The organism is Nitrospira sp. ND1, assembly GCF_900170025.1.
GTDB lineage: Bacteria > Nitrospirota > Nitrospiria > Nitrospirales > Nitrospiraceae > Nitrospira_A.
The window spans coordinates 165286-190557 of sequence record NZ_FWEX01000005.1 but is presented as its reverse complement, the minus strand read 5'-3'; the positions used below and the strand labels follow the sequence as shown (position 1 = coordinate 190557).

At 58.0% G+C, this 25272-nt stretch carries 23 protein-coding genes and 1 tRNA gene; 19 read left to right on the top strand and 5 right to left on the bottom strand.

Annotated elements, in window-relative coordinates; genetic code table 11:
• Position 1: 1 nt before the first annotated feature.
• On the bottom strand, positions 2-433 hold the full coding sequence (locus tag NSND_RS00985; protein ID WP_080877191.1) for a hypothetical protein: 432 nt from the start codon (positions 431-433) through the stop codon (positions 2-4).
• A 141-nt stretch (positions 434-574) separates the two neighbouring features.
• On the opposite strand from NSND_RS00985, the gene NSND_RS00980 reads away from it, so the two are divergent.
• From NSND_RS00980 to NSND_RS00970, 3 genes are all read left to right on the top strand, one after another.
• Positions 575-1897, top strand: a complete 1323-nt coding sequence (locus tag NSND_RS00980) for a DUF1800 domain-containing protein (protein WP_080877190.1) — start codon at positions 575-577, stop codon at positions 1895-1897.
• A gap of 7 nt (positions 1898-1904) precedes the next feature.
• The gene (locus tag NSND_RS00975; RefSeq protein ID WP_080877189.1) at positions 1905-3116 is read left to right on the top strand and encodes a DUF1501 domain-containing protein; all 1212 of its coding nucleotides are present in this window, start codon (positions 1905-1907) and stop codon (positions 3114-3116) included.
• A 67-nt stretch (positions 3117-3183) separates the two neighbouring features.
• Positions 3184-3549: a hypothetical protein gene (locus tag NSND_RS00970; RefSeq protein WP_080877188.1), complete on the top strand. Its 366-nt coding sequence runs from the start codon at positions 3184-3186 to the stop codon at positions 3547-3549.
• A gap of 10 nt (positions 3550-3559) precedes the next feature.
• Here NSND_RS00970 and NSND_RS21980 read toward each other — a convergent pair whose 3' ends face one another.
• The 3 genes from NSND_RS21980 to pgm all read right to left on the bottom strand — a co-directional run bounded on the left by NSND_RS21980 (position 3560) and on the right by pgm (position 6312).
• Entirely contained in the window at positions 3560-3745 is a 186-nt protein-coding gene (locus NSND_RS21980; protein ID WP_200810490.1) for a DNA gyrase inhibitor YacG, read from the bottom strand.
• Positions 3746-3765: 20 nt separating this feature from the next.
• Positions 3766-4464, bottom strand: coding sequence for a C40 family peptidase (locus NSND_RS00960; RefSeq protein WP_080877186.1), 699 nt, complete (start codon positions 4462-4464; stop codon positions 3766-3768).
• Positions 4465-4659: 195 nt separating this feature from the next.
• Positions 4660-6312: a phosphoglucomutase (alpha-D-glucose-1,6-bisphosphate-dependent) gene (gene pgm / locus NSND_RS00955; protein ID WP_080877185.1), complete on the bottom strand. Its 1653-nt coding sequence runs from the start codon at positions 6310-6312 to the stop codon at positions 4660-4662.
• A gap of 156 nt (positions 6313-6468) precedes the next feature.
• On the opposite strand from pgm, the gene NSND_RS00950 reads away from it, so the two are divergent.
• The 5 genes from NSND_RS00950 to NSND_RS00935 all read left to right on the top strand — a co-directional run bounded on the left by NSND_RS00950 (position 6469) and on the right by NSND_RS00935 (position 14050).
• On the top strand, positions 6469-6735 hold the full coding sequence (locus NSND_RS00950; RefSeq protein WP_080877184.1) for a glutaredoxin family protein: 267 nt from the start codon (positions 6469-6471) through the stop codon (positions 6733-6735).
• Between the two features lie 12 nt (positions 6736-6747).
• Positions 6748-6912 carry a hypothetical protein gene (locus tag NSND_RS21430; protein WP_200810451.1) on the top strand — a complete coding sequence of 55 codons (165 nt, stop codon included), beginning with the start codon at positions 6748-6750 and terminating at the stop codon, positions 6910-6912.
• A 106-nt stretch (positions 6913-7018) separates the two neighbouring features.
• Complete coding sequence (locus tag NSND_RS00945; RefSeq protein WP_080877183.1) at positions 7019-10249, top strand: PD-(D/E)XK nuclease family protein; 3231 nt, start codon at positions 7019-7021, stop codon at positions 10247-10249.
• Complete coding sequence (locus NSND_RS00940) at positions 10242-13628, top strand: UvrD-helicase domain-containing protein (RefSeq protein WP_159450564.1); 3387 nt, start codon at positions 10242-10244, stop codon at positions 13626-13628. Before NSND_RS00945 ends, NSND_RS00940 begins: the two co-directional genes overlap by 8 nt.
• Before the next feature lie 17 nt (positions 13629-13645).
• On the top strand, positions 13646-14050 hold the full coding sequence (locus NSND_RS00935) for a tetratricopeptide repeat protein (protein WP_080877181.1): 405 nt from the start codon (positions 13646-13648) through the stop codon (positions 14048-14050).
• Positions 14051-14075: 25 nt separating this feature from the next.
• Here the strand turns inward: NSND_RS00935 and lgt are convergent, their stop codons facing one another.
• Positions 14076-14888, bottom strand: a complete 813-nt coding sequence (gene lgt, locus NSND_RS00930) for a prolipoprotein diacylglyceryl transferase (protein WP_369974233.1) — start codon at positions 14886-14888, stop codon at positions 14076-14078.
• Positions 14889-15235: 347 nt separating this feature from the next.
• Here lgt and NSND_RS00925 point away from each other — a divergent pair, with 347 nt between their 5' ends.
• From NSND_RS00925 to NSND_RS00870, 11 genes are all read left to right on the top strand, one after another.
• Entirely contained in the window at positions 15236-15487 is a 252-nt protein-coding gene (locus NSND_RS00925; RefSeq protein WP_080877179.1) for a YtxH domain-containing protein, read from the top strand.
• A gap of 155 nt (positions 15488-15642) precedes the next feature.
• Positions 15643-15729: transfer RNA gene (locus tag NSND_RS00920), tRNA-Leu, on the top strand.
• 1237 nt (positions 15730-16966) lie between these two features.
• A complete protein-coding gene (locus tag NSND_RS00915; protein WP_200810450.1) occupies positions 16967-17167 on the top strand; it encodes a ribbon-helix-helix domain-containing protein in 201 nt (66 codons plus the stop codon).
• A gap of 3 nt (positions 17168-17170) precedes the next feature.
• Entirely contained in the window at positions 17171-18316 is a 1146-nt protein-coding gene (locus NSND_RS00910) for a DNA cytosine methyltransferase (RefSeq protein ID WP_080877178.1), read from the top strand.
• A complete protein-coding gene (locus tag NSND_RS00905) occupies positions 18313-19170 on the top strand; it encodes a hypothetical protein (protein WP_080877177.1) in 858 nt (285 codons plus the stop codon). The genes NSND_RS00910 and NSND_RS00905 overlap by 4 nt, the downstream gene beginning before the upstream one ends.
• A complete protein-coding gene (locus NSND_RS00900) occupies positions 19170-19574 on the top strand; it encodes a very short patch repair endonuclease (RefSeq protein ID WP_080877176.1) in 405 nt (134 codons plus the stop codon). Before NSND_RS00905 ends, NSND_RS00900 begins: the two co-directional genes overlap by 1 nt.
• 104 nt (positions 19575-19678) lie before the next feature.
• Positions 19679-20110: a hypothetical protein gene (locus NSND_RS00895; RefSeq protein ID WP_080877175.1), complete on the top strand. Its 432-nt coding sequence runs from the start codon at positions 19679-19681 to the stop codon at positions 20108-20110.
• Complete coding sequence (locus NSND_RS00890; RefSeq protein WP_080877174.1) at positions 20107-22113, top strand: Z1 domain-containing protein; 2007 nt, start codon at positions 20107-20109, stop codon at positions 22111-22113. Before NSND_RS00895 ends, NSND_RS00890 begins: the two co-directional genes overlap by 4 nt.
• A 1403-nt stretch (positions 22114-23516) precedes the next feature.
• Positions 23517-23804 (top strand): helix-turn-helix domain-containing protein, encoded by a 288-nt coding sequence (locus NSND_RS00880; protein ID WP_080877172.1) that lies wholly within the window; start codon positions 23517-23519, stop codon positions 23802-23804.
• Entirely contained in the window at positions 23801-24793 is a 993-nt protein-coding gene (locus NSND_RS00875) for a replication initiation factor domain-containing protein (protein ID WP_080877171.1), read from the top strand. Before NSND_RS00880 ends, NSND_RS00875 begins: the two co-directional genes overlap by 4 nt.
• Positions 24794-24993: 200 nt before the next feature.
• Complete coding sequence (locus NSND_RS00870; protein WP_080877170.1) at positions 24994-25257, top strand: hypothetical protein; 264 nt, start codon at positions 24994-24996, stop codon at positions 25255-25257.
• Positions 25258-25272 lie beyond the last annotated feature (15 nt).

Genomic DNA, 25272 nt, shown 5'->3' with positions numbered 1-25272 from the left:
TTTAGGAGCTGCGTTTCGAGGCGGATGGTTCGATCCGGATGCTTCCGGTGGGAGTCATGGCGCCTTGTGGATTGTCGGCCTCGAGCCAGACATTGAAGCGCACGGTGGTGGGTTTCGAGAAGCAGAGGCTGACGGATTGCATGGGAGCGATGGTCACCGAGTCCTGTAGGACTCCAAATTGGGAAAACCCTTTGTGACAGGAGATCAACTCGGGGTTGGTTTCTTCGAGCATCCGTAACCGGACTGCCTGGGAATTCAGGTTCTGCCATCGGATTTCATCGCCGACTTGCACGATCAAATGACGAGGCGCGACCTCCGAGCGGATATTGAAATAGCGGACCGCACCGGTGAGGCGCGGGCCGGATGGGGTGCTGCAACCGGCCTCGGCGACGAGCAGGCCGAGTAAAATCAGAAGCGACAGCGTTCGAAGCATGCGCGATACTACAGAACTACGCCGCGCGTTGGCTACTAGGATTGTTACCAGGTAGGGCGACGAGAAGAAACCCTGTCAACCTGGTTCCGACAGGGTCGTTGTCAGAGAGAGCGCCGCGTTCATTGTTCCGAGAGTTCATGCATGAGTCTGACCTTCGACGAGGCCCGCCACTTTCTCTCCCGCACGGCGTTCGGTGGAACGCCTGAAGAAATCCGGCGTGTGATGCAGCTGGATCGCGCCGCCGCGGTGGCGCAGGCGTTGGCGATTCCCACGAACAAGGCTCAGACCACGCCGCCTGCCTGGATCCATCGTCTCCCTCCGTTGCCGAAGGTGCGTAAGCACTGGAGCGAGGCGCAGAGGAAGACGTTCCGCGAGGGACTGAAGGCGGATGGGCAGGAACTCAAGGCTTGGTGGTATCGGGAACTCCTCACTTCGCGGTGCCCGCTGCTGGAGCGCATGACGTTATGGTGGCACAACCACTTTACGTCCAGTTTGCACAAGGTGAAGTGGCCGCCGTTTTTGTATCAGCAGAATGTTCTGCTGCGGCTCTATGCTCTGGGGTCGTTTCGCACGCTGCTCACCACCATCGCCAGGAATCCGGCGATGCTTCTGTATCTCGATACACAGAGCAACCGCAAAGAACATCCCAATGAAAATTTTGCCCGTGAGTTGTTCGAGCTCTTCACGTTGGGAGAAGGCCACTATACCGAACAGGACATCAAGGAGGCTGCACGGGCATTTACCGGGTGGCATCTCGATTGCCATACCGGCGCGTTCCGTGTCGATCTGCGTCATCATGACGACGGACGCAAAGTCGTATTCGGAAAGTCCGGTCCCTTCGAGGGCGATGATATTCTCTCGCTGACGCTGGAGCAGCCTCAGGTGGCCCGGTACATCGTCGGGAAGCTCTGGCGTGAATTTATTTCAGACCGGCCCGACTCGTTGGAAGTGGATCGTCTGGCCGACTCATTGAGAAAGAAGAACTATGAGATCGCCGGATTGCTCCAGGACCTGCTCCTGAGCCCGCAGTTCTGGGCACCCGAGAACCGTGGTGTACTGATCAAGTCTCCGGTCGAGCTCATTGTGGGCACCGCAAGACTCTTCAGTCTGCCGATCGAAGACACCGTGCAACAGATCGGGTTGGCCCGCCGGCTCGGGCAGGATCTCTTCGACCCTCCCAACGTGAAGGGTTGGCCAGGTGGTACACGGTGGATCACAACTTCGAGCCTGCTGGACCGCACGCAGATGCTGCATCGTGCGATTCGCGGCCACGAGACCGGTCATTCGCACGGGATGGCCGATATGGGCCACGTGCCCGGCTGGCTGTGGCTCGCGACGGAGCCCATCGAGGTCGTGCAGGCTACGCTGCTCCCGCTCCCCCCGGTGCAGCCCTTGATGGAAGGGGAAGAGCGCGGCCAGGCCGTGCACCAACTGGTATTGGATCCGGTGTATCAACTCAAGTGAGGCCGCCATGAACGGGAAGGGGTTGGATCGAAGAACGTTGCTGAAAGCCGCAGTGGCTCTGCCGCTCGTTCTGTTGCGTCCACAGTGGTTGCCGGAACTCCGGGCAGCGGAGAAGAACGGGGTTGGTGCCGGAGCGGGCAACCGGGAACGGCTGTTGCTGTTGGTTGAGTTGCATGGCGGGAACGACGGGCTCAACACGCTCATTCCCTACGCAGAGGCGGCCTATTATCAGGCTCGACCGCAATTAGCGATTTCGCGTGACCAGGTCCGCCAACTCACCCCTCAGTTCGGACTCCATCCGGCGTTGGCCCCGCTGATGCCCTTCTGGAAGAACAAGGAGCTGGCTTGCCTGCATGGGGTCGGGTATCCCCGACCGAATCGTTCCCATTTCCGATCCATCGAGATTTGGGAGACGGCGTCAGACAGCGAGCAGGTGCTGGACACCGGCTGGCTCTCGCGTGTGTTTGAGCAACATCCGCTGCCGGCGCGATTCACCGCTGAGGGGATTGTGCTTGGCAAGGGCGATAGCGGTCCATTGAGTGGAGGGAAGGCACGCACCATTGCCCTGCATGATCCGGGGCAGTTTCTGCAGCAGGCCGGGTCCGTTCGACCGGCTTCCCTCTCGACGAGCAACCCTGCTCTGGCCCATATTCTGGAGGTCCAGCGGGAAATCTCCCAGGCCGCTTCCGATCTACAGGGCCGTATTCGGCAGGCGCCGCCACTCACGAGCGACTTTCCGGCGAATAAGATCGGCAAACAGCTGGAGGTCGCAGCCAAGCTCATCGCCGCGCAGGTGCCGGTCGCAGTCATCAAAGTGACGCAAGGAAGTTTCGATACCCATGCCGGCCAGTCGGCGACACATCACCGGTTGTTAGAGGAACTGGCGCAGGGCCTGACGACCTTCCGCGCGGCAATGGAGAAGCTGGGCGCCTGGAAGGATGTGCTGGTCATGACCTATTCGGAGTTCGGTCGCCGAGTAGGAGAGAATGCCAGCCATGGAACCGACCATGGCACGGCGGCCCCGCACTTTTTCATGGGCGGGCGCGTGAAGGGCGGCCTCTATGGAGTATCTCCCTCACTGAGAGATCTCCAGGACGGGGATCTGAAGCATACGCTCGACTATCGGGCTGTGTATGCGACCGTCATTGAGAAATGGTGGGGATTGCCTGCCGTTTCTTTCGGAACCGGGCGCTATCCGGCGCTCGACTGTCTTACTTAGTGAGTCGAGACTTGATTTTACAGGCCATTCTTCCTATTCTGCTGCCGTCTGAAAGGAAGGTGAGGGTATGACACGTTATCCATCGCGACGCATGGCGGGGAGTGCAGTGGTTCTGCTGGTCGTCCTGCTGATCGGGGTTACTGCGCCGGTTTGGGCAGAGGAGGCTGGAGCAGGGAGCATTCCAGCGATCACCCAGATACCGGAGAGTCGTGGCGGCGTCCTTCAGCAGACCCAGGCTCCGGTGGCGCCGTCATTGCCGCTGCTGTTCGCCGAAGGCTCCAATTCCTGCGAGATCGTGTCCTGTGGCATGGGGATCAAGCAGACCTGTCAGATCACCTGTCCGGCCGATAAGACGCCCAAGTGCAGTTGTGACTGCGAGCGGAGCTTCGGCCCGATGTGTATGGACTACAAGGCGAACTGTCGCTGCGAGTAGACCGACCCGGTCACTCGTTGTCCGGTGAAGATGATTCCGATCCGCCCACCGTCAGGCTGGGTCCTGCGACTCTGTACTGCTCTCCTGCCCAAGCCCCCAAGTCGATCGTTTGACACCGCTCCGAACAGAATGGACGCCAGGGATTGTCCTGCCACGTAGTGGGCTGGTGGCATTCGGGGCAGCGGGTGGTACGCAACGGAGCAGGGGACAAGGTGTTTACCGTCTGTCTGGTGATGAGGCTGACTCTACCACCCTCGTGCCGAAGGCGGCAAATAACTCCCCGGTCAGGTAGGGCGTCTGTTCGCCATCCCGCCAATGCTTCCGCCGCATGTAGTCATTGAGCAAGCGGCCGTCGGCGGTGCGGTGAATGTGAGGATGCGCCACATTCATCCGGTAGCGCTCGATCGCTCCGGCCACGCGGCTGATAAAGACAATCGTGCCGTTGCTCTCCACCCTCTCCACGATTCCCACATGGGTCAAGGGATCGTTGACGAGACCGTCCCCATTGTAGTCCCAGGTATTATCGAAAAACACCAGATCGCCGGCTTGTACGACCGGACCGCGATGGAGTTGGCCATGCTTGCGAAGATGGTTATAGATCAGACCCACGCCGTTGGCCTTGCCGTCTGCAGCACCTCCTTCAAAGAGGTCGATGCCGTGGGCGAGGTAGATGGCTCGGGTCACTCCGGCACAATCGTAAGAGATGCGGCGGCCCTGGCTCTCGATCGTTTTCGCGCCGACCAGGTTGACGGCGGTTTGTACGATCGCCCGTTTGCGAAGGTCGGCTTGGGTTGTGCGGCAGCAGTCAGGAAGCGGGGTAACCGCCTGGCGGAGACCCTGGGATGCCGGTGCGGCGCAGGCGCTCAGGGCGGCGCCGACAAGCAGGGTGCACAGCGTGTGAGAGAATCTGGACATACTGACTTAAGTATAGCTGGTCTTCAGAATCATGCCCGATAGCAACAACTCACTGCAGGCTGGAAATGACCGTCCAGAAATCCGTAAGACGTGAAACGTCGCGTGTTGCAGGTGTCTAAAAAGAGCGTTCTGTCGTCCCACGTCTCACGTTTGACGACTCATGTGAACTTTTCTACGGAACATTCCGGCATCCGGTCAGGCTCCGGCGCTGGAGAAGACCTGTTTGATCAACGCTTGCGCATCTTCCTGAATCCGCCTGAGATGGGCCTGGCCGTTGAAGCTTTCCGCATAGAGTTTATAGACGTCTTCCGTTCCGCTGGGGCGCGCGGCAAACCAGCCGTTGGCCGTCGTCACTTTCAACCCTCCGATCGAAGCCATGTTGCCGGGCGCTGCCGTCAACATGGCGGTAATCGGTTCTCCCGCGAGTTCCCGACTCTGCACCTGCTGCGGGGAGAATTTCTGGAGCGCGGCCTTTTGCGCTCTGGTGGCCGGGGCATCGATCCGTTCGTAGACCGGCTCGCCGAGGCGGGCCGTCAAGTCCGCATAGAGTTGCGCCGGATCTTTTCCGGTGACCGCCAGCATTTCCGCCGCGAGCAGATCCATGATGATGCCGTCTTTGTCGGTGACCCATGTGGCGCCGTCACGACGGAGAAATGCCGCCCCCGCACTTTCTTCACCGCCGAATCCTAACGAACCGTCTCGAAGACCTGCGACGAACCACTTGAAGCCGACCGGCACCTCGACCATACGACGTTGTAAGTCATTCGCTACCCGGTCGATCATGCTGCTGCTGACGACGGTCTTGCCGATTCCTGCGCCGGCGTTCCATCCTGGGCGATGGGTAAACAGATACGAGATCGCGGCAGCGAGGTAGTGATTGGGGTTCATCAGACCGCCCCCGGGTGTCACAATGCCATGGCGATCGGTATCGGTGTCGTTGCCGAAGGCAAGATCGAAGCGGTCTTTGAGTTTGATGAGCGAGGCCATGGCGTGGGGGGAAGAGCAGTCCATGCGGATCTTGCCGTCCCAATCCAGCGTCATGAAACGAAAGGTCGGATCGACGGACTCGTTGACGATGTGCAGGTCCAATCCATACCGTTCTGCCAGTGGACGCCAGTAGGCCACGGCGGCGCCACCCAACGGATCGACGCCCAGACGCAACTTCGCCGCTTTGATGCGTTCGAGATCCACGACGTTGGCCAGATCGGCGAGATAGTGGCCGACGAAATCGTGTCGCGTCGTGGACGCGGCCTTCAACGCCTGGTTATAAGGGACGCGTTTGACGCCGTGTAGTTTGGTCGCCAGCAATGCATTGGCGCGCGTCTCAATCGCCTTCGTGACCTCCGTGTCGGCCGGACCGCCGTGCGGCGGGTTGTACTTGAAGCCGCCGTCCTCCGGAGGGTTGTGTGAAGGGGTGATGACGATGCCATCCGCAAGACCCGACGTGCGGCCCTGATTCGTGGTCAGAATTGCGTGCGAAATGACCGGAGTGGGGGTATACCCGTCAGCCTGATCCATGCGGACCTGAATACCATTTGCGGCCAGTACCTCCAGTGCACTGCGTTGAGCCGGTGCGGAGAGGGCGTGGGTATCCTTGCCGATGAACAGGGGTCCGGTGGTTCCGGCCTGAGCCCGGTATTCGCAGATGGCCTGGGTGATCGCAAGAATGTGGGCTTCATTGAAGGTGCGGCGAAGGGAGGAACCGCGATGTCCGCTGGTGCCGAAACTCACCTGCTGCCGGGGATCGGACGGGTCCGGTACTTCGCCATAATAGGCCTGTTCAAGTTTCTCGAGATTGACCAGTTGTTCCGGTTGTGCCGGTTGTCCGGCACGAGGGTGGAGAGCCATAGATTCCTCAGCAAACGATGATGGGTGGATGAGGCGGTTCTGAATGATGCCTCGCTCAGTATATACGGCTCGATGAGCAATGTCAGGCATGCGTTTGCTTGCGCGGTCCTCTGCGCGGGTGTTAAGATCCGCTTACGTTAAGGAGAGGGGTTGTCCATGCCGAATATTACCTTATTGCACTCACCGACCTGCGGAGCCTGTCCATCAGCGAAACGCTTGTGGAAGGAACTTAGGGTAAAGTATAGCTTTAGCTATCGCGAGGTCGATATTACGACCCCGGATGGTCAGGAATTGGCGAATCGGCATTCGGTCCGGGCCGTGCCCGCGACGATTATCGACGGCCGTCTGACGTTCGTGGGGGTGCCGCCTCGTCAAAGCGCCGAGAAGGCGTTGCAGCTGAAGATGAAACCGCAGGGCGCGTGAGATTGGAGAGATATGACCGTTCCCGATGATGACGATTTCGAACTGCCGATTCTTCCCATGATCGATAAGGGACCGCCGCCTGAATGCGGGACGTGCGGAGACCCGATGAAGTTCATCGATGGCGATTGGGCCTGCGTCGATTGCAACGGTGAGCTGCTCGGTCCGGAAACCGGCTAGCAGTCAACGGCGTTCTTCGCCTCTCACGCGTGAAGAGCGGAGGGTTGCCGAGATACTCTCTGCGGCCTTCCGCTCCGCGCTTTACGATTAACGGCCCACGGTCTCCATGCTCCGCCTCGTCACCGGTCCGTTTCATCCCACACTCGAATCGCAACTTGTTCACGATCTGCGTGTTCTCAAGTCCGGCGACCCCCAAGCCGCAGTCGCGCTGGTGGTGCCCTCGGATCAGTTGCGTCGCTCGCTCAAGCGGCTGCTGGTCGTCAAGCGGGGGCTGGCACTACTGAACGTCCACATTCTCTCGTTTCACCAGTTGGCGTTGCAGTTGCTGCGCGAGCGCCGCACTACAGCAGGAGCGGCTGGTGCGGTGCGGCAGCTCGAACTCGTCACCGACACGTTTTTCGAGCGCCTGCTTCAGCACCTCGGGCAACGCAACGTGCCTCAGACCGGGGCGCTTCGTTTGCCACAGCTGCCGGCCGGAGCCTGGCCGGCTCTGTGGGCCAGCGTGCGAGACCTCAAGGATGCCACGGTGGATTCTGCCCTGGCGTTACGCGCAGTGGAGGAAGGCCAATTTCCGCCTGAAGACGGTGAGAAGCTTAAGGGATTGTTTACCTTATATGCCGCGCTGCGGAACGGCAGTGCCGCACTGGGTGTGGGATCTCCGGATGACTTGGCCGCGCTCGTCACCGATTTTGTACCCGCTTCTCCGTTTCTTCGTAGTCTCAACGGTCTCTGGTACTATGGGTCGTACGACCTGACGCAAACCCAGCTGACTCTCCTGGAATCGCTCAGCATCTCCCTGCCGGTCACGGTATATTTCCCGCTCAGCGAACGACCGGCCTACGGTTTTGCGCGACAGTTTCTGGAGCGGCACCTCTACCCGATTGCCGGAGGGGGCGACGAGCGAGCGGGGGCTCCCTCCGGTGATGGTGCGCATGCTTCTCAGGAAGTAAATGTATCGGTTGAGGTACGAAATGCCGCCGGGATTGACGATGAGCTGACGCTGGTCTGCAAACAAATCCTATCGCTGGTGGAAACCAACGGCTTCGCGTTCGACGAAATCGGTGTGGTGGGTCGCACCCTTGTGCCGTACCAGGCGTCCCTGAAACGAACTTTCGACCAGCATCGCATTCCGTTTCTCTCCAGCGCGACGGTGCCGCTGTTACAGGAACCGTCCGTGAAGACGCTGCTTCACCTGGCTCGGCTCAAGGGAAGCGGGCTGCATCGACCGGCCATGTTGGACGTGATTACCTCCCCGTGGAATCGCCGCCTGACGGCCAACCGCGCCGGGGTTGAACCGCGCCCGGACCTCTGGCGATTGGCGGTGCTGGCACTTGGGATTACCCGCGGCGAGGAGGAGTGGCGACGGCTGGCGCAATTGGGTCGTCTGGAATCCTGGTCGTCCGATGCCGACGACCCCGTGACGGAAGAGCTCGAGTCGCTCTCGATCGATGGCGTGCAGCTGCGTCTGCTGTGGGGCTGTCTCTCGCCGCTGATCGACGATGTGAAGCGCCTTCCTGAGCAGGGCGGGTATGGCACCCTGACCGATGCCTTCTGCTCCCTCGCTGAGACCCATCTGACCGTTCCCCTCGGAGTCTCCACGTCCATTGACGCGACGGCGCACTGGGACGATGCCCCGGATGTGAATGAGGCGCTCTCCCGGGTCTTCGCCCAGCTGCGGGCGCTCGATCGCCTCGACATCAACCTCACCTGGGACGAATGGACAGAAACGTTTGCGGAGATATTGGCGCGAACGTCCCGTGCCCTGGCGCCGTCCTCCCATCACGGCGTGCAGGTGTTGGATGCGATGGCGGCCCGCGGCGTGGGATTCCGTGCCCTCTTTCTTGTCGGAATGAACGAAAAACTGTTTCCCCGGTATATCCATGAGGATGGATTTCTCCGTGATCGGCACCGCCTGGTGCTGAGCGAAACCCTGGGCTACAAGATCGACCAGAAGCTGCAGGGATATGGGGAGGAGGCGCTGCTGTTCGAGCTGTTGCGAGCGTCGGCCGGGGAACGCCTGTATCTCTCCTATCAACGGGCGGATGCCGCCGGTCGCCCGTTGGCGCCGTCCGGTTATCTGGATGCGGTCGGGGTGGTGCCACACCCGTCGGACCCTGAGTCTCTGTTCGCCCTCCCACGTCGGTGGCCGGATCGTGTCGATCTTCCGCTCTTCACGCCCCACCTGCAGACGAGAGAGGAACTGGCCGTGAGCACGGTACTGCAGGGGCGCGACGTGACAGCCCTGTTGGAGGTGGTCGGACGTGACGGGTTGTTATTTTCCCATGGACTGGGGGCGCAAGGAGTGATTGAAAGCGGTCATCCGGCGCTGAGCGCGTACGACGGGATGCTTGAACATGCAGGCGCCCATTGGAATACGGTCACGGAACGCGGGTTTTCGCCGACGGCGCTGGAAACGTATGCTCGTTGTCCCTTTCAATATTTTTCCGGACAGGTGCTCAAGCTTGAATCGGTGCGCCACGTCCCCTCCATGGAACTCACGCCTCCGGCGATGGGGCAACTCTGCCATGACGCGTTGCGATTCTGTTATTTGGCGCTGATCCAACAGGGCTGGCCGGCGACGGCGTTGCCTGCCTCCGTCATCACTGCGGAGGTGAATCGGACTGTCGCGCAGGCCTTTGAAGCCTATGCCCTGACGCATGGAACCGGGTACGCCCTGACCTGGGAGTTGGCACAAGAGTCGGTCCGGCGGTTGATCGAAGCGACGGTCACACTCGATCGTGAAACGGCGTTGGCCTCGGGGTTCCATCCCGCTGAATTCGAATTGGATGCCAACGGACTTTTGCCGGATGGTTCCGGCGGGGAGGACATTCCGTTGCGTGGACGATGGGACCGGGTGGATCGGCATCCGGAGTCTGGCGCGGTGAGGGTCATCGATTATAAGTATCGAGCGAACGACCGCGTGGAGGCCAAGGATCGCAATCTCCTACAAGCGGCCCTGCGTGCTCAACGGCTGCAGCCTGCGCTCTATGCCTTAATGACCCCTGCCGGGTCGTCCGGTGACCGGGAGAAAGCTCTACCGGAGCAGGTCGAGTTTCTCTATTTGCTCCCGCATGCCGATCCTGCGGTTGAGCGTGTGTCCTTTGCCGCTTCGGCCTGGCAGGGACCCTCCGGTCCGATGTTGAGCAGGACGATGCAGGTGCTGCTCGATGGCATACGCGCCGCACAATATTTCATCGTCCCGGACGCCCACTGCACCCATTGTGAATTCTCAACCGCCTGCCGCCGCGCCCATCAACCGAGCTGGTGGCGGGCCTATCGGTCCTCGCAGGCCAGGGCGTTACGGGACGTGCGATCGCAGAAGGTGGCGCGTGACTGAACCGGCGCAGATTCCGGATCAGGCGGCCAGAGAAGCAGCCGCCACCACGTTCGACAGGAATGTCGTCGTGATCGCCGGGGCAGGAACCGGGAAAACCACACTGCTGGTGAACCGGTTGTTGTACCTGCTCATGCGCCGGACCGATCCGTTGGATCTGTCGCGCATCGTGGCCCTGACCTTCACCAACAAAGCCGCCACTGAGATGAAACTCCGTTTACGAGAGCGGCTTCGCTCGTTGGTGAATGTGGAAGGCCGCGACAATCCTGCGGCCGGTAGTGGCACGGTTTCGATCGCCGACCTGCGCATGCGGTATGGCTGGACGACCGATGAGATCGTGGCCCGGGCCGATGCCGCACTCCGTGACGTCGAGAAAGCGCAGATCGGAACGCTGCATAGTTTTGCCGCGCATCTCTTGCGCCTGTACCCGATTGAAGCCGGAGTCACACCGACGTTTCAAACGGACGAAGACGGTTCACGGTTTGAGGAACACTTCACCAGCGAGTGGGAGTTGTGGCTGGATGGTGAGCTGGGGGCGGCGGGGAGTGATCACGGTCGCTGGCGGATACTCCTGGATACGTTCAGCCTGGACGAACTGCGCGAGTTGGCCTACAGCCTGCACAGTGACTTGATCGATCTGAATGGGCTGATGCAACAGGTGGCCGGGACCGGCCTGAATAAGGGATTGCGTGACTGGTTCTCCCTCCGTAAGGCGCAGGCGGAACGTCTGCTCGCACGATATGACCGCCCGAAGCGACGCAAAATCGAACTGATGCTCGCCGCTGCCGCGGACCTGTTCGCCCTCCTGCTTGCCGAGGGGTTGGGCGCGGTGCGCTCTTTCCCACGCGAGTCGCAGGAATTGTTGGCCAAAGATCTCGGCGCCGCCCCGACCGGTTGGAAGGAAGACGACTACGAGGCGGTCGAGTCATTGCAGCGGATCGCCAAACGGTTGCTCAGGGTCGATCATGAACTACTGCAGAATCTTCTGGCCCTGCTCGCGCCCTTCGTGCAGTCAGTGCGAAAGTCGTTCCTGGATTCCGGCTGGCTCACCTTCGACGGCTTGGTCGGCAAGGCCCGGACCCTGCTTCGCGATCATCCGCCCATCCGTGAGCAGTTGAAACGGGACTATCGCGCGCTGTTGGTCGATGAATTTCAGGATACGGACCCCGTGCAGTACGAGATTGTGCTCTATCTGGCGGAGCGCCCCGGCACACAAGCCGGTTCATGGCGGGAGACGGAACTCGAATCGGGAAAACTGTTCATCGTCGGTGACCCGAAGCAATCGATCTATGCCTTCCGTCGGGCCGATATCGAAGCGTTCGACCACGTCGTCGATCGGCTGGAAGGCAGCGGGGCGTTGCGCTGCGAACTGGCCACGAACTTTCGCAGCCATGCGCAGGTGCTCGATCTGGTCAACGGCGTATTCAACCGGCTCCTGGTGGCGCAACCTGCTATTCAGCCGCCGAACGTTCCGCTGACGGTGCAGCCCAATCGATCGAGTCAGTTTCGCAATCCCGGTGTGGAACTCCGGTTGGTCGCATCGGAAGACGACGGCGACTTGGATTCGGCAGCGGCCACGCGAGTGGAGGCGGAACAGATTGCACTGATGGTGTCGGGCTTGCTGCGGCCAGCCGGGCAAGGGGGCGAAGCGGGGGGGCCGGAAAGCGGGCTTCGACCCGGGCATATCGCGCTCCTCTTTCGAAAATTGACTCAGGCCGAGCACTATCTGGAAGCCCTCCGGCGGCATGGCATTGCCTACATCATCGATGGAGAGAAACATTTTTACCGCCGGCAGGAGGTGATCGACCTGGTCAACATTCTCCGGTGCGTCGACAATCCTCACGACCGCATCGCCCTGGTAGGGTTGCTCCGGTCGGCAGTGGGGGGGCTGCCTGATTCCGCGCTGGTCGGCCTGCAGGAACGACAGGCGCTGGATTACCGCGAAGTCGAGCGCCTGACAGACTGGAGCAGTCCGCATGCCGAGCCGCTCCGTCGGCTGTACGGCCTGTTGGCGCAGCTGCATGAGCAGGCGCCCCGCTGTCCGTTGGCTGAGGTGCTGGACCTCATTTTTGCGCAGCTCCCGGTACTCGAACTCGCGGCGGCATCCCTGCACGGAGAACAGGCCGTGGCCAATCTTTTCAAGGTTCGCCAGATGGCGGCGGATCTGGCGGATCGTCCGAATCTCACGTTGAACGGCTTTGTCTCGCTCATGCTGGACCGGCTCACGGAGCAACCGGAAGAAGCGGAGAGTGCGCTCTCGGAGGACACGTTGGATGCGGTGCGTGTGCTCACCATCCATAAGGCAAAGGGCTTGGAGTTCCCGCTGGTGATTCTGGCCGGGTTACACCATGGAGATGGCGCGGGACGTGGTCCTGCGCGACCGCTTATCTGGCATGACTGGTCGACGGGCGTGCAGGGTCTCGACTTGGGGGATCGCTGTAGCCTGGGTGCGGTGCTGGTGGCCGAGAAAGCGCGTACTCGTGAACAGGCGGAACGGCGTCGGCTGTTCTATGTCGGGATGACGCGCGCACGGGAGTGTCTGGTGTTGTCCGGAGCCCTGCCGCGGCGACGGGTGCGAGGGGCATTGTTGGAATTGTTGGAGGAAGCGGCCGGAGCGGAACTCGGCCTGGCCGAACAGCAGGACATTCCGGTCGGTGCTGTCGGATTGCGTCAGATCGTTCTGCAGGGCGATGATCGTCCGCCCGCCAGGCAGCGCGAACGGCCCGTCACATTAGAAGGTGCGGTCATGGACCGGGCGTTCTCCGAACGTTGGATGCAGCGCGACCGGAACTGGCAGGCGCAGCAATCGGAACCATGGCTGGTCTCTCCGTCGGACTTCATTCAGAAACCGGCCCCGGCATCCGAGAGGGAACCAGGGCAGGTGAGACGGGTGACGCCGGGGAAGACCGTGGGGACCATCGTCCACCGGCTTCTGCAATACTGGGATTTCACCGCCGATGTGGCGTCACAGGTAGCGTCGATCGACCACACTTCGCTGGCGCTCGATGAACCGGATACGGCGATGCAGGAGGCTGTGATCGAGGAGGTACGGGACCTGTTGCGAACCTTCGCCCAATCTGCGGCCTACGATCGACTGCGGCGGGCGACGGTGATCGGGCGCGAGGTCCCGTTTCTCGTGCCATGGAACGGCGGTCGTCAGATCATGGAAGGGGTCATCGATCTGCTGTACCGGATCGACGGCGCGCTCTGGATTGCCGATTATAAGACGGATATGATCCCGGCCGACCAGGTGGCGGCAAGGGCTGAGCTCTATCGGGAACAGGCGCGCCTGTATCGGGCGGCGGTCGAACAGTCGTCGGGCGAACCGGTGGCGGGTTTTGACTTCATTTTCCTGCGACATGGAGTGGCGGTCACGGTCTGAGTGCAAAGGAGGGTGGCATGAGGGCGTTTCGATGGGCGGTGTTGGTCATGATGGCGGTCGTCGGCTGTGCGAGTCAACATAAGGTGGAGGTGCGGCCGCTGCATGCGGCGGCCGGGACCAGCGCGGTGGTGAGTCAGCAGTTGGAGCAGGGCAATCAGTTGTTTGCACAACAGGACTGGGCTGGGGCTCAGCAGGTGTATCTGGCGACGATCCAGGCAGACCAGACGCTGGCGGAAGCCCACTACAATCTTGCGTTGACGCTGGAGCGATTGGGAGGGAAAGCGGAAGCCAGGAAACACTATGTCGCCGCGGCCAACCTGGCTCCCGGGAACAAGGTGATTTGGGATGCGCCGCCTCTTCGGAAATATGACCGCGAGATCGGATTGGACAGAAAATCCTGGATGGATGCCAATCCCAAGTAGCAGTGCCGTAACGGCCGCCCACGCTTCAGAGCGGGGCGGCTGTACCTGAGTCCGGCTGAAGCGGACGTTTCCGCTGGGCCGCGATCGCCAGGATCACCGCTCCCGCCACGATCATGGGAATGCTGAGCATCTGTCCCATCGAAATCGTACCGACGAGGAATCCAATCTGCGCATCCGGCTCGCGAAAGAACTCCACCACAATCCGGCAGATCCCATAGCCCATCAGGAAGGCGCCGAAGACGGTGCCCGATGGCGGCAGGCGTCGGGTGATCAGCCAGAGTACGGTAAAGAGCAGGAGCCCTTCCAGGAACGCTTCATAGAGCTGTGACGGGTGGCGGCAGGCCATACCGCCGGCCGGGAACACCATGCACCAGTCCACATCTGTGGGGCGGCCGTAGAGTTCGCCGTTGATAAAGTTACCAATTCGCCCCAGTCCGAGACCCACCGGGGTCACACCGGCGGCGAGGTCGGCAATGGTCAGAACCGTCATACTTTGCCGCCTGGCAAACAGTATCAACGCCACAATGGTGCCGATCAGCCCGCCATGAAACGACATGCCGCCTTCCCAGACGGCAAAAATCTTGAGCGGATTCTCCAGGTAGTAAGACAGGTTATAGAACAGCACGTAACCCAACCGGCCCCCGGCGAAGACGCCGACTGCTGCATAGACGATCATGTCGTAGACCTGATCGTTGTTCATCGGCAGCTTCTGCGCCCTGGCCCGGGCCGCGATGATGAAATAGGCCAGCGTGAGGCCGATGAGATACATCAGGCCGTACCACCGGAACTGAAGCGGCCCTACGCGCAGGAAGACCGGGTCGATGTCGGGATAGGGGATGGCGTGCAACCAGGACAGCATAGTAGGACTCCACATAGTTTCGCGATCTTATGTGAGCCTGTTCTGCAATGCAAGGCAGGGCGCGAAGCGGCGCCTGGCAAGGCCTGCAGCCGGTTCAGCTGTTTTCCCTACGCACATCTGTCGCTTTTCTGAAACGGTTGTCTCCTTCCGTTGTTCACAAAACAGCACCCTTTATGAGAAGTCGTTAACCCGGTGTCGCCGTAGCGCAGAAATCCCAACGAATCCGCATCGTGCGGCTGTGGCACGGTTGATGCTGTACTCATCGGTAGCTCTCGCCGGAAGTCAGTGGACAGTAAACCTTGTGGTGCTAAAGGGAGGATGTCACGATGTCTACCAAGGGGCGTGAAGCAGCGAAGATTGCAGCCATCATCGGAGGGGGCGCAGTTGTGGGGGCGGCGCTGGGATTACTCCTGGCTCCGAAGACCGGGGCGGAAACGAGGCGGGATGTTGCGCGATATGCCAAGCGGGCGCAAGTCCAGGCCACCCGTTTCAGTCGTTCCGTGAAGAGTGGCGTTTCCACCATGGTGGAACGTAGCAAGGCATTGGTGAAGAGGGACGATCATAAAGAAGCCGCGTAAGCCTGGTGGTTTGCCGGCACCGGTTCTGACAAAAGAGGCATACTGCAGCGGCCTGTCTCCTGAGGGACAGGCCGTTTGCATGTGAGCAGATGTTCGTCCGGGCAGCTTGACCCCCCGGGAGCCCGATGTTAGATTTCGCCCCGGCAGTTTCTACTGCGGGAGTGGCGGAATCGGCAGACGCCCAGGACTTAAAATCCTGTACTGTAAAAGGTGTGCGGGTTCAAGTCCCGCCTCCCGCACCAAAACGCCAACGCTTTTCCTCCACGACCGGCCCCATTTGCGTTCCTCCAAGTTCTCCCCAACCTTGCGAGTGTGAAAACTCCTCCCGTCGGATCCACTTTCGGATTAATCGCAGAACGCCGATACATGCTCTCTCTCTCTCTCTCTCTCTCGTGTGCCTGGTTCATTTCTGCCGGGAAATGGTGGGCGCCCGCTCTTTCCGGTTTCTGAGAACAGTCTCGGAGAAATTGTCAGGTCCCCTCAACCGTGTCCCATCCGTTAGACCAGAAGCAACCGATGGGTCTTCGTGAGGTCAGTGTCTCGCGTCGCCTGTCGCGCTAGCAAATTGTGATCACTGATTGAGGCTAAGGTGTGTGTCGGCCGGGTCGCGCATTCGATCGTGCCATTGTCAAATCTAAGTACTGTTGGTGCGGTCTCTATGCTTGAATGGGAATTGACCGTGCCGTACTTGAAACGTTTCGCGTCCACAGGGAATGGCGGGGGGTGTTAGGAGCAGAGAATCTCGACCGAGTGGCCCACATGAAGACTTGTCACTGTCTTGCTGCGGAAACCATTTGAAGTCGGGAGGGAAACCGGGAAGTGCGTGAGCAGTTGAGGGCCGCGCACAGTCGTTCATACCGTGAGTTTCTAGAGTATCGATTTTATGGTGCCGAGGGACAGAATCGAACTGTCGACACCAGCCTTTTCAGGGGAGACTCAAAATCAACAGAATCAAGCAGTTGCGAGAAAAATACGATGCAGAAAATAACATTCTGTGCCATAAAAATTCAAGGAGTTACAGTGTCAGGTGCCACTAGTGGCACTTGACTCCAATTCGTTTCCCTTGACTGCGTGGCTGGTGCCGACAATCCCGGCTAGCAATAACCGCGTCTCATTAATTTGTTTGAACCCTCAGTGCGGATAGTCTCAGAAACCTGAGAGCTAGTGAAGGGAAATCAACCTCCAACTTGCTGTTTACAAGCTCGCGACATAACCAACCAAGGTGATGTATCCAGTGCAAAACAAAGAACCCTCGGTGCCGAATAGGTCATGTTATTTGGGACGGTCTGGTACATTGCAGTAGCAAGGCGGCAGCAAGGTTTTCTTGAGTACTGTCGAAGATCTTCTTGGAACGGGGGTTAGAATTCCAACAGGATCGTCCTGAGGCCGTTCAGGCGGATCTGCATGCATTGGGCGTCCAACAAAACCTATTCCTTGTTGCATCGAACTGGTGTAAAGTGGTGCAAATCAAGATAACGGATGATGGCGAGTAAAATAAAAGGAAGCATGAAGATGGAAAGCAAGTGTGCCCTACGTGCGTCTGTGGGGTTTCCGCCAGAGCTTTATCGCACACTGGAAAAGATGGCGAAGCAGAAGAAGGTGTCTCTGGCGTGGGTGGTGAGGGAGGCCGCTGAAAAATATGTGGCGGATCAATGGCCGCTTTTTCAAAGGCAGGAATGAGTGATGCTGACATTCTATGAGTTTTTTGCGGGAGGCGGGATGGTGCGTGCCGGATTGGATGAAGGATGGCGCTGCATCTTTGCGAATGATTTCGACCATAAAAAGGGGCGAATTTACCGGGAAAATTGGGGTAGCGCGGAGTTGAAGACTGCGGATATCGGATCGCTGACGACCAAGGATATTCCGGGCATAGCAAACATGGCATGGGCGTCGTTTCCCTGCCAGGATCTTTCGCTTGCGGGGGGTGGAGCTGGTCTGAAGGGAGATAGATCGGGTACGTTCTGGCCGTTCTGGAACCTGATGAAGGGCTTGGTTAAAGAGAAGCGTGCTCCGAGTCTAATCGTGCTCGAGAATGTATGCGGAACTCTCACGTCCCATGACGGAAAAGATTTCGCGACGATTTGCGGTGGCTTTCAGCACGCGGGATACGCTGTTGGTGCAGTGGTAGTAGACGCCGCGTTGTTCGTACCGCAGTCGCGGCCCCGACTGTTCGTCATTGGCGTCCATCAGGACATTAGAATTCCGGCGGGCATGACAACTGACGGGCCTTTGTCGCCGTGGCACACTGGGACGCTTAAAACAGCCTACGAAAAGCTTTCAGCAAAAACGAAGGCCGGATGGCTATGGTGGAAGCTCCCTCTTCCGCCGAAACGCTCTATCGGGTTTGCGGATATTATCGAAGAAAGTCCGCAGAGCGCGACTTGGTTCTCGGCGGACGAAACGCGCCAGTTGCTTGCCATGATGAGCGATATTAACCGGGAGAAGGTTCTGAATGCGAAGCGGCAGGGGCGCCAAATTGTCGGGGGCGTCTACAAGCGGACGCGGCCGGATGAAAAAGGACAGAAAGTGCAGCGCGCGGAAATACGTTTCGATGATGTCTCAGGATGTTTGCGGACACCAGCGGGCGGGTCGAGTCGACAATTGGTAGTGGTGGTAGAGGGAAAATCTGTGAAAGCCCGGTTAATTTCGAGCAGAGAGACGGCACGACTTATGGGATTGCCGGATGAATATAGACTTCCGGAAAACTACAACGAGGCATACCATTTGACGGGCGACGGCGTGGTAGTTCCTGTGGTGCGACATTTGGCAAAGCATATCTTCCAGCCCTTGTTAAGTGACCTTGAAGGCCGCACAATAGTTGCCGCATGAGTATTCTTCCCTGCCAACAAAATAAAGAACTTCAGAAGTTAATTCTAGATTACGTAGAAGTGCTAAAAACTGAGGCTCACAAGCTTGGAACGCACGGGCTCAGTGAGGAGGAGTTCTACAATAGTGGGCTATTTCGGGGAGCGATTGAAAGAACACGTGGGCAGTTCTCCGCGACGATGCGAGAAAAGCGCGAATTCGGGCGTCATATATTGAACTACATGCAGGATCAGGGTTTCATTCAGGATTGGGAATCGGCGGGGGAAGCCAATCGTCATGATTATATAGTCAGACTGAAGACCGGGCGGGTGGCCGCAATCGAGCTCAAGGGCTGTCTTGACGGCAATAATACGAACATTTTTGAGCGACCGGCGAATGCGCAGGAATTTTTGATCTGGAGTATTTGCACGAATCCCGGCGCAAATCCCAGGTTGAATGCCTGGTCTGGGATCCACACGCGGCTGAGTGCAGAAATTATCTCGCGGCAACAAAGAGTTGATGGAGTCATAATCTGGGATATGGCGTGCGGGACCATCGGCAGGCCATGTCCAAAGCTAGGAGGGATGACGGATCGTGCGACCACGGTCGCCCATTACATGCTGCCCCCACCGTGCATCTACGTGCTGCCGGCCACTATTGCAAGTCCAAGAAACAATCCGAATCCCGTTGCGCAAAGTCTGAATGACGTTCAATTGTTGAAAGCCTTTCATGAGTGTTTTGTCGGGAAAGAAGAGGAAGTGAATTACGTTGATTTCGAGGTCGAGCACCGTGGCATTGAAACGATGCGAAAAACGCGGATTTGGCGTGGTGGCGCAATTGTTCGGGAATCTAAGTTAACGGCTATCAGAAGATCATAATGGAATCTCCTGTAGTCAGGCGGCGGACCATGCAGGCGGTGAAAAGCAAAGACACCGCACCGGAATGGACGGTGCGCCGCCTGGTGCACGGCATGGGGTACCGGTTTCGGCTGCACCGCAGTGACCTTCCCGGGAAACCAGATCTCGTGTTTCCCAGGCTTCACAAGACACTTTTCGTGCATGGCTGTTTCTGGCACGGCCACGACTGCTCGCGAGGTGCGCGAGTGCCGATCCATAATAATGCTTACTGGACCAACAAAGTTGCTCGCAACCAGGAGCGCGATAAAGCGACCCAGGCATCTTTGAGAACGCTAGGCTGGCGAGTCCTGATACTGTGGGAATGTGAGCTAAAGGACAGCCGCATGATCGGTTTCAGGATAAAGAATTTTCTGGAGGATGAATGAAGAGAGCGCTGCTCGATCATACACCATCCTTAAAGAGACCCGCGACTAATGCCTGCTAGGTGGCTGCCCGTGTAACCTCCTCCCACGAAAGTCAGGACTGGTCAATGATCGATAAACTCGAATTCTACCATGGCGCCGCGCTTGTGCGTCTGATCGAGGACCCTCGCTGTGAAACGATCGGCAAGCACGCGTATGGATATCGCGTTAATCAGGAGCGGCTTGTGGCGATCAAGTACTCGACGAGAGCCATTTCGCCATGGGGTTTCACTTTTTCACGGGATGACATCGAACGGCTTCAGGGGGCTGAGTACGAATTCGGCGGCTGCCTAATTGCATTCGTATGCGGCGGTGACGGTGTTTGCGCTCTTTCTTGGGCAACAGTGGCGGATTTGCTGGGAAACGCACCCGGCGGGATTTCCGCGAAACGTGGATTTGCGGGCTGCTACGGCGTGAGTGGCCCTGCGGGCACACTGAAGGGGAAAATCGCTATGAACAGATGGCCAGGCATTGTATTCGACGGGAAGGAGACTAATTGAGCTCAGCAAAAGCCCAACGTTCGATTAAGGTTGACGGCCCCCATACTACTGAGGTGCTCAAGGTCCTCGTTAAGGATTTAGGTGAAAATGGTATTAATGCAGCCGTCCAAAAGGCCTCGAAGATCATAGAGCTTTCGGTGAACCCTGATGACGGTCCTCCTCCGGAACCGTCTGACGGTCTGCTCTATGGATTAATTCAGAGCGGCAAGACCAGCATCCTGACGGTTACCGCGGCAATGGCGGTAGACAACGGCTTCGATTGCATTCTCGTGCTCACGACAGACAACGATCCGCTTTACGAGCAAACTCTCGACCGGGTAAAGGCGGCCTTGCGCGCTCTGACTATCCTGGGCAAGAAGGATTGGAAGGATCCTGACCGGTTCGGGAATCAGGTAAAAATGAAGCCTTTCGGCATTGTCTGCTCAAAGAACGGCAGCATGCTAAAAAGTCTCCTGGAGGCATTTCGGAAAGCAAAAGCGAAGGGGCTTTCGGTTTTAATTATCGACGACGAGGCGGATCAGGCGAGTTTGAATACGTTCACCGGGAAGCCAAGCGGCAAAGTCAGCACGATCAACCAAGTGATCACTGATTTCCGTAATTACTTTCCGACCACTACGTATTTGCAAGTGACTGCAACGCCACAGGCGCTTTTTCTGCAGCGCCCTGGACATCGTTATCGCCCGACATTTACCGTGCTGACAGAGCCGGGACCCGGATACGTCGGAGGCGATGAATTCTTTGGATCCGGTACCGCACGGATGCTTCGCCAGGTCGACATCAACGAAGTCGCACGACTGAGGGCCTCCAATCAGCCAAGGCCAACCGGTGCCATACCAGCGGGTCTCAAAAAGGCGCTCTACACGTTTCTTGTTGGAGCAGCCGCAAAGGTTATAGCGCGGCCCGCGGATAACTTCGCCTTTCTCTGTCATGTCAGCATGATCACGAGAGATCATGAATACACCAGACAGATCTTAGACGATTTTAAGGCGGCGACCATAAGCGCCTTCAAAAGCAAAACTTCTGCACCCTATACGGCGTTGCAGAAGGGACTTAAAGAGGCCTATGCCGACTTGGCATCCACGGAGCAGTCTATACCGTCGTTCGCCGACATCGTCGCGAAGATTGAATTTTATATTCCTGGCAGCAATATAAAGCTGATCAACGCCACAACCAGCGATGAGATCAAGCTAGACTCAGTTTTCAATATTTTTGTGGGTGGGAACAAGCTAGGGCGAGGGGTTACGATCAAGAATCTCCTGGTCAGTTATTATGGCAGAAATCCAAGGACGCCACGGGCGGACACTGTCCTTCAGCATGCGCGCATGTATGGCTACCGAAGCGAAGACCTTGGTGTTACGAGGCTGTTTCTCCCTCAGCGGCTTGCCGATCATTTCACGTCGATCCACGAGATGGAAAAGTCGCTCCGTGATCTCCTGAAGAAATATGCGGACGGTTGTTTCGAAGGGCTGTACATCTCGGGGACGTGGACCGCCACGAGAAGCAATGTGCTGGATCCGAACACGATTGGCTACTACGTTGAGGGGAGTAGCTATACTCCCCGGCACCCATTGCGGACGAAGGAGTCGAAGAAAAACACGGATTGGGTTAGTGAGCAATTGAAGACCGTGAATGACTCTCCGCCGTGCGTGATCATCACAGTCGCGCGCTTGCTGCAGTTGATCGAGAAGGTTGATGTGGACCCCGAGCATGGGGCGCAGCTTTGGGATATCAAAGCCATTCGTGCCGCTCTCACTGTTCTGGAGGACAAAAACAAGACCGATAAGGCGTACCTCGTGGTGAAACGGAACCGTGAACTGAAGGCCGTTCGCACGGAGCGTCACGGGATTATTCAAAGCAGCGAAGCGACTTTGGCACCGACCGACGCGCCGACATTGTTCATGTATCAGGCGAATGCTAATGCGGCCGGCGAGGCCGAGGTCTGGTGGCCACAGCTGCGATTCCCAGATGGCCAATACGTCCTTGCTTTCAGTTTTGATTGGTGAGGAAGGAAGCACGATCAGAAGGGAAGAGGCTGTTGATGGCCTGAGTATAAAGGAGCTATGCGACGTTTGCGGTGTTTACGGTTGGGTGGGTGAGGGCACCGGACAGCGGCCCAGATGGTCTCATGGAACCGCATGATGCAGAATAAGCGGCCGAAATCTCCCCAGATCCAGTTACGTACGAACATGTAGTCGAACACCTGCACCTTGCCGTGACCTGGTACAATTATTGTCTGAATGTGTTTCCACCGGCGCGGTTGGAATTTCTCGTTGTGCGCCATTATAACAATGAAGTTTGTGTTGTCGAGATTGTGAACCGGCTTGAATGGGAAAAAGTCATCCAGAGACGGCAGGATTTTGGGAGTGTACCGGTGATTGTAAAGGCCGAACGCCACCTTGCGGGTTATACTAGCTATTCGAGGTTCATCTGGTGCGATATACACACCACCGTCTTTAGAGACGTGCATGGAGTTTTGAAGGCGCACGTCTAGACCGATGCTTTTCTTGAGCATTCGATCAACTATGCCTTGCTCCTCGATTTTTGTTATCAACGAGGGCACGCACCCTGACTGTGCCATAACAGCGAGAAAGTACTCCTCATCTTTTTTGAACCCCACATTACAATTGCGGCAGCTCGGGACAGTCAGAAGATTGGGCGAGTAAGGTTTCTCCAGCAAACATCGAGGTATGACATGGTCATTGGTTGTTGCCTTATCCGGGCAGTAAACACATTTGAGGCGCGTACCCATGTAACTTAAATCAAGATCCTCTCAAGTTCACCAGGGTGGTCCCACAATCATCGCAACGAGCGAAGGTCACTCGTTTGGACCTTCTGCTATTTGCTATCCACTTCGCAAATTTAAAGTTCTCTCATCTCATAAATCTTCAGCCATCTTCGCACAAAATAACACGACAGCGATCTTTGTGTAATGCGGACAGCGTCGGTGTGTCAGCGAATCGTCCGTGATACATCAGCCTGGTTTTTGGGACGAACGTAATTGGGTTAAGTTTTGCTTCAGCGATTGGCTTCAGGGCCACCTGGCCCTACTATGCCTCCGTTTATTGTACGGAGCCATTTTATCTCTCCCAGCCCTCAATATTGAAGCCATATTCAATGCTCACCATTCCTCTTGGTTTGTTCGCATTGGTGTCCGTCCTTCTACACCGATAATCGCGGCCTATTGTTCCGATCAGTGCGGCCTATTGGTGTTCTTTCTCTCCACTCACGTTAAATGCCGCCCTCTGTCGTGCCGACCCAATGACATTTCTTAGGCGTCGATGCGCACGAAAGCACAGGAAAGCGCTCAAAAGCGCACATAAGCATAAATATGCATAGTTCCCAAGGTCACGGTGCTCGCGTAGTGTCTCCAGCATGTTGGGTGATTGAGAAAGGAGCGGTCCGACGGATGTTACTCACGGCCAAAGAGTTAGCTCATGAGTTGGATGTGCATATCTCGACAGTTCGACGGGCGTATCGTACGGGGCGGATTCCGTATGAACGCCTCTGCAAAATGTATTTGTTTGACCTCGAAAAAGTACGAGATGCAATGCGCCGTAACGGATTCACTCTCGCCGGGACCGATGACGGCTTGCGCGCGACCGGCGGTGAAAGCCGGCGGCGCGCGCAGCCGACCAGCCCCCGACTTGGTAAGACGGGGGCGTCTATCGCACGGACGCCAAGGAGGAAGAAATGACGGCTTCTGGAGGATTCACCCAGACCATCGATTGGCTGGCCTTCACACTCCCGAAGGCTGACGTGGACGAGGTCATCAAGACGATTGGTGGGGACTGGTTCCAGAGTGAGACAGGGTTTCGTGGGTATCCCGTCGCGAGACTTATGACGCAGGGTAAGACTGGCGTCGGCAAATTGGGGACGGGTGCTCCTCGCAATCCGAAAGAAGTGCATGTGGATCTGTCCGCTGGGATTGTCTCCCAGTGGGATGAGACCAAGCTCAAGACGGTCCTGACCTGGATTTTCACGCAGAAGGGCCATGTCACTCGCATTGATGTGGCCCTGGATGACCGGGAGGCGACTGTCGCAGTCGAGACCGTTCGGCTGGCCGTGGAAGCCGGACAACTCGTGAGCCGATCCAAGCAATTCAAAGTGATTCAGGCTTCCAATCATCGTGAAGGCGTCCGTACCGGCGAGACCCTGTATTTCGGCAGTCGCGAAAGCCAAAGCATGCTGCGGGTCTATGACAAACGACTGGAGTTGCAGGCCAAAGGCCGGGAAGACGCGGCCTCATACGGCGTCCGGTGGGAAATGGAATTCAAACAGGATCGGGCCCAAGCCTGCGCGAAAGCACTCCTCACACTCGATGCGGAAGATTGGCGCGCTTTTCTGGTGGGCGTACTCCGCTCCTATGTCGATTTCCGAGAGACCACCCGAGAGGCGGAATCGTACGAAAAGTATCGGGCTCCTCTGTTGGGTTGGTGGGAAGCCCTGACGGAAGGCTTCAGGCGATGCCGGCTCGTGGTCGAACGGATTCAGCAACGGCTGGATGACGTGGCGGCCTGGCTCGCACAATCCGTCGCGTCGATGCTCGCGGTCGTGGTGGCCTGTCGAGGCGATCAATTTTTGACCGAGCTGATCTATGCCGGGACCAAAAAATGGAAGCAGAAGCACTACGCCCTGCTGAAGGAACGGAGGAGAGGGACGCCCTATGTCCTTGGAGTTTCGTGACGGAGGATGGCAACGGATGTGTCCCGGCTGTGGCACGCGTGGCTGTCGATGCAAGTGGAACGCGGGCGCGTTGTATCTGAGCTGCAAAGCCTGTGATTCGACCTTTTGTATGCGACCAGATACCCGGTCTGAAGACTGGGGCGTGTGGGTCAGGCGCTTGGCTGACCCGGATTGTGTTCATCACTGGAGGAGGGACGACGATGCAAGTCAAAGCGGAGGGAGCGGTACAGGGGTATGTGGAACGGAGAAGCCGAGAGGGGAAAGTGTACCGATCGGTGGATCTCTATGTGAAGGGCCGAGATCCGGGGGTGCTTCGATTGGGGATTCCGGACGATCAGATGCCCTTGATCGAAGCCTGCAAGCAAGCCGAAGGCAAGCAAGCGAAAGTCTCGATCGAAGTGCGGAAATTCGAGCAGACCGGACGAGTCTTCTTCGACCTCTATGGATTGGAAGTGTTGAAATAACGGCAGAGGGAGGAA

Excerpts from the sequence above, each read along its gene's own strand:
- NSND_RS00985 (WP_080877191.1), bottom strand. The coding sequence starts at position 433 with ATGCTTCGAACGCTGTCGCTTCTGATTTTACTCGGCCTGCTCGTCGCC.
- NSND_RS00980 (WP_080877190.1), top strand. The coding sequence starts at position 575 with ATGAGTCTGACCTTCGACGAGGCCCGCCACTTTCTCTCCCGCACGGCG.
- NSND_RS00975 (WP_080877189.1), top strand. The coding sequence starts at position 1,905 with ATGAACGGGAAGGGGTTGGATCGAAGAACGTTGCTGAAAGCCGCAGTG.
- NSND_RS00970 (WP_080877188.1), top strand. The coding sequence starts at position 3,184 with ATGACACGTTATCCATCGCGACGCATGGCGGGGAGTGCAGTGGTTCTG.
- NSND_RS00960 (WP_080877186.1), bottom strand. The coding sequence starts at position 4,464 with ATGTCCAGATTCTCTCACACGCTGTGCACCCTGCTTGTCGGCGCCGCC.
- pgm (WP_080877185.1), bottom strand. The coding sequence starts at position 6,312 with ATGGCTCTCCACCCTCGTGCCGGACAACCGGCACAACCGGAACAACTG.
- NSND_RS00950 (WP_080877184.1), top strand. The coding sequence starts at position 6,469 with ATGCCGAATATTACCTTATTGCACTCACCGACCTGCGGAGCCTGTCCA.
- NSND_RS21430 (WP_200810451.1), top strand. The coding sequence starts at position 6,748 with ATGACCGTTCCCGATGATGACGATTTCGAACTGCCGATTCTTCCCATG.
- NSND_RS00945 (WP_080877183.1), top strand. The coding sequence starts at position 7,019 with ATGCTCCGCCTCGTCACCGGTCCGTTTCATCCCACACTCGAATCGCAA.
- NSND_RS00935 (WP_080877181.1), top strand. The coding sequence starts at position 13,646 with ATGAGGGCGTTTCGATGGGCGGTGTTGGTCATGATGGCGGTCGTCGGC.
- NSND_RS00925 (WP_080877179.1), top strand. The coding sequence starts at position 15,236 with ATGTCTACCAAGGGGCGTGAAGCAGCGAAGATTGCAGCCATCATCGGA.
- NSND_RS00915 (WP_200810450.1), top strand. The coding sequence starts at position 16,967 with ATGATGGCGAGTAAAATAAAAGGAAGCATGAAGATGGAAAGCAAGTGT.
- NSND_RS00910 (WP_080877178.1), top strand. The coding sequence starts at position 17,171 with ATGCTGACATTCTATGAGTTTTTTGCGGGAGGCGGGATGGTGCGTGCC.
- NSND_RS00905 (WP_080877177.1), top strand. The coding sequence starts at position 18,313 with ATGAGTATTCTTCCCTGCCAACAAAATAAAGAACTTCAGAAGTTAATT.
- NSND_RS00900 (WP_080877176.1), top strand. The coding sequence starts at position 19,170 with ATGGAATCTCCTGTAGTCAGGCGGCGGACCATGCAGGCGGTGAAAAGC.
- NSND_RS00895 (WP_080877175.1), top strand. The coding sequence starts at position 19,679 with ATGATCGATAAACTCGAATTCTACCATGGCGCCGCGCTTGTGCGTCTG.
- NSND_RS00880 (WP_080877172.1), top strand. The coding sequence starts at position 23,517 with ATGTTACTCACGGCCAAAGAGTTAGCTCATGAGTTGGATGTGCATATC.
- NSND_RS00875 (WP_080877171.1), top strand. The coding sequence starts at position 23,801 with ATGACGGCTTCTGGAGGATTCACCCAGACCATCGATTGGCTGGCCTTC.
- NSND_RS00870 (WP_080877170.1), top strand. The coding sequence starts at position 24,994 with ATGCAAGTCAAAGCGGAGGGAGCGGTACAGGGGTATGTGGAACGGAGA.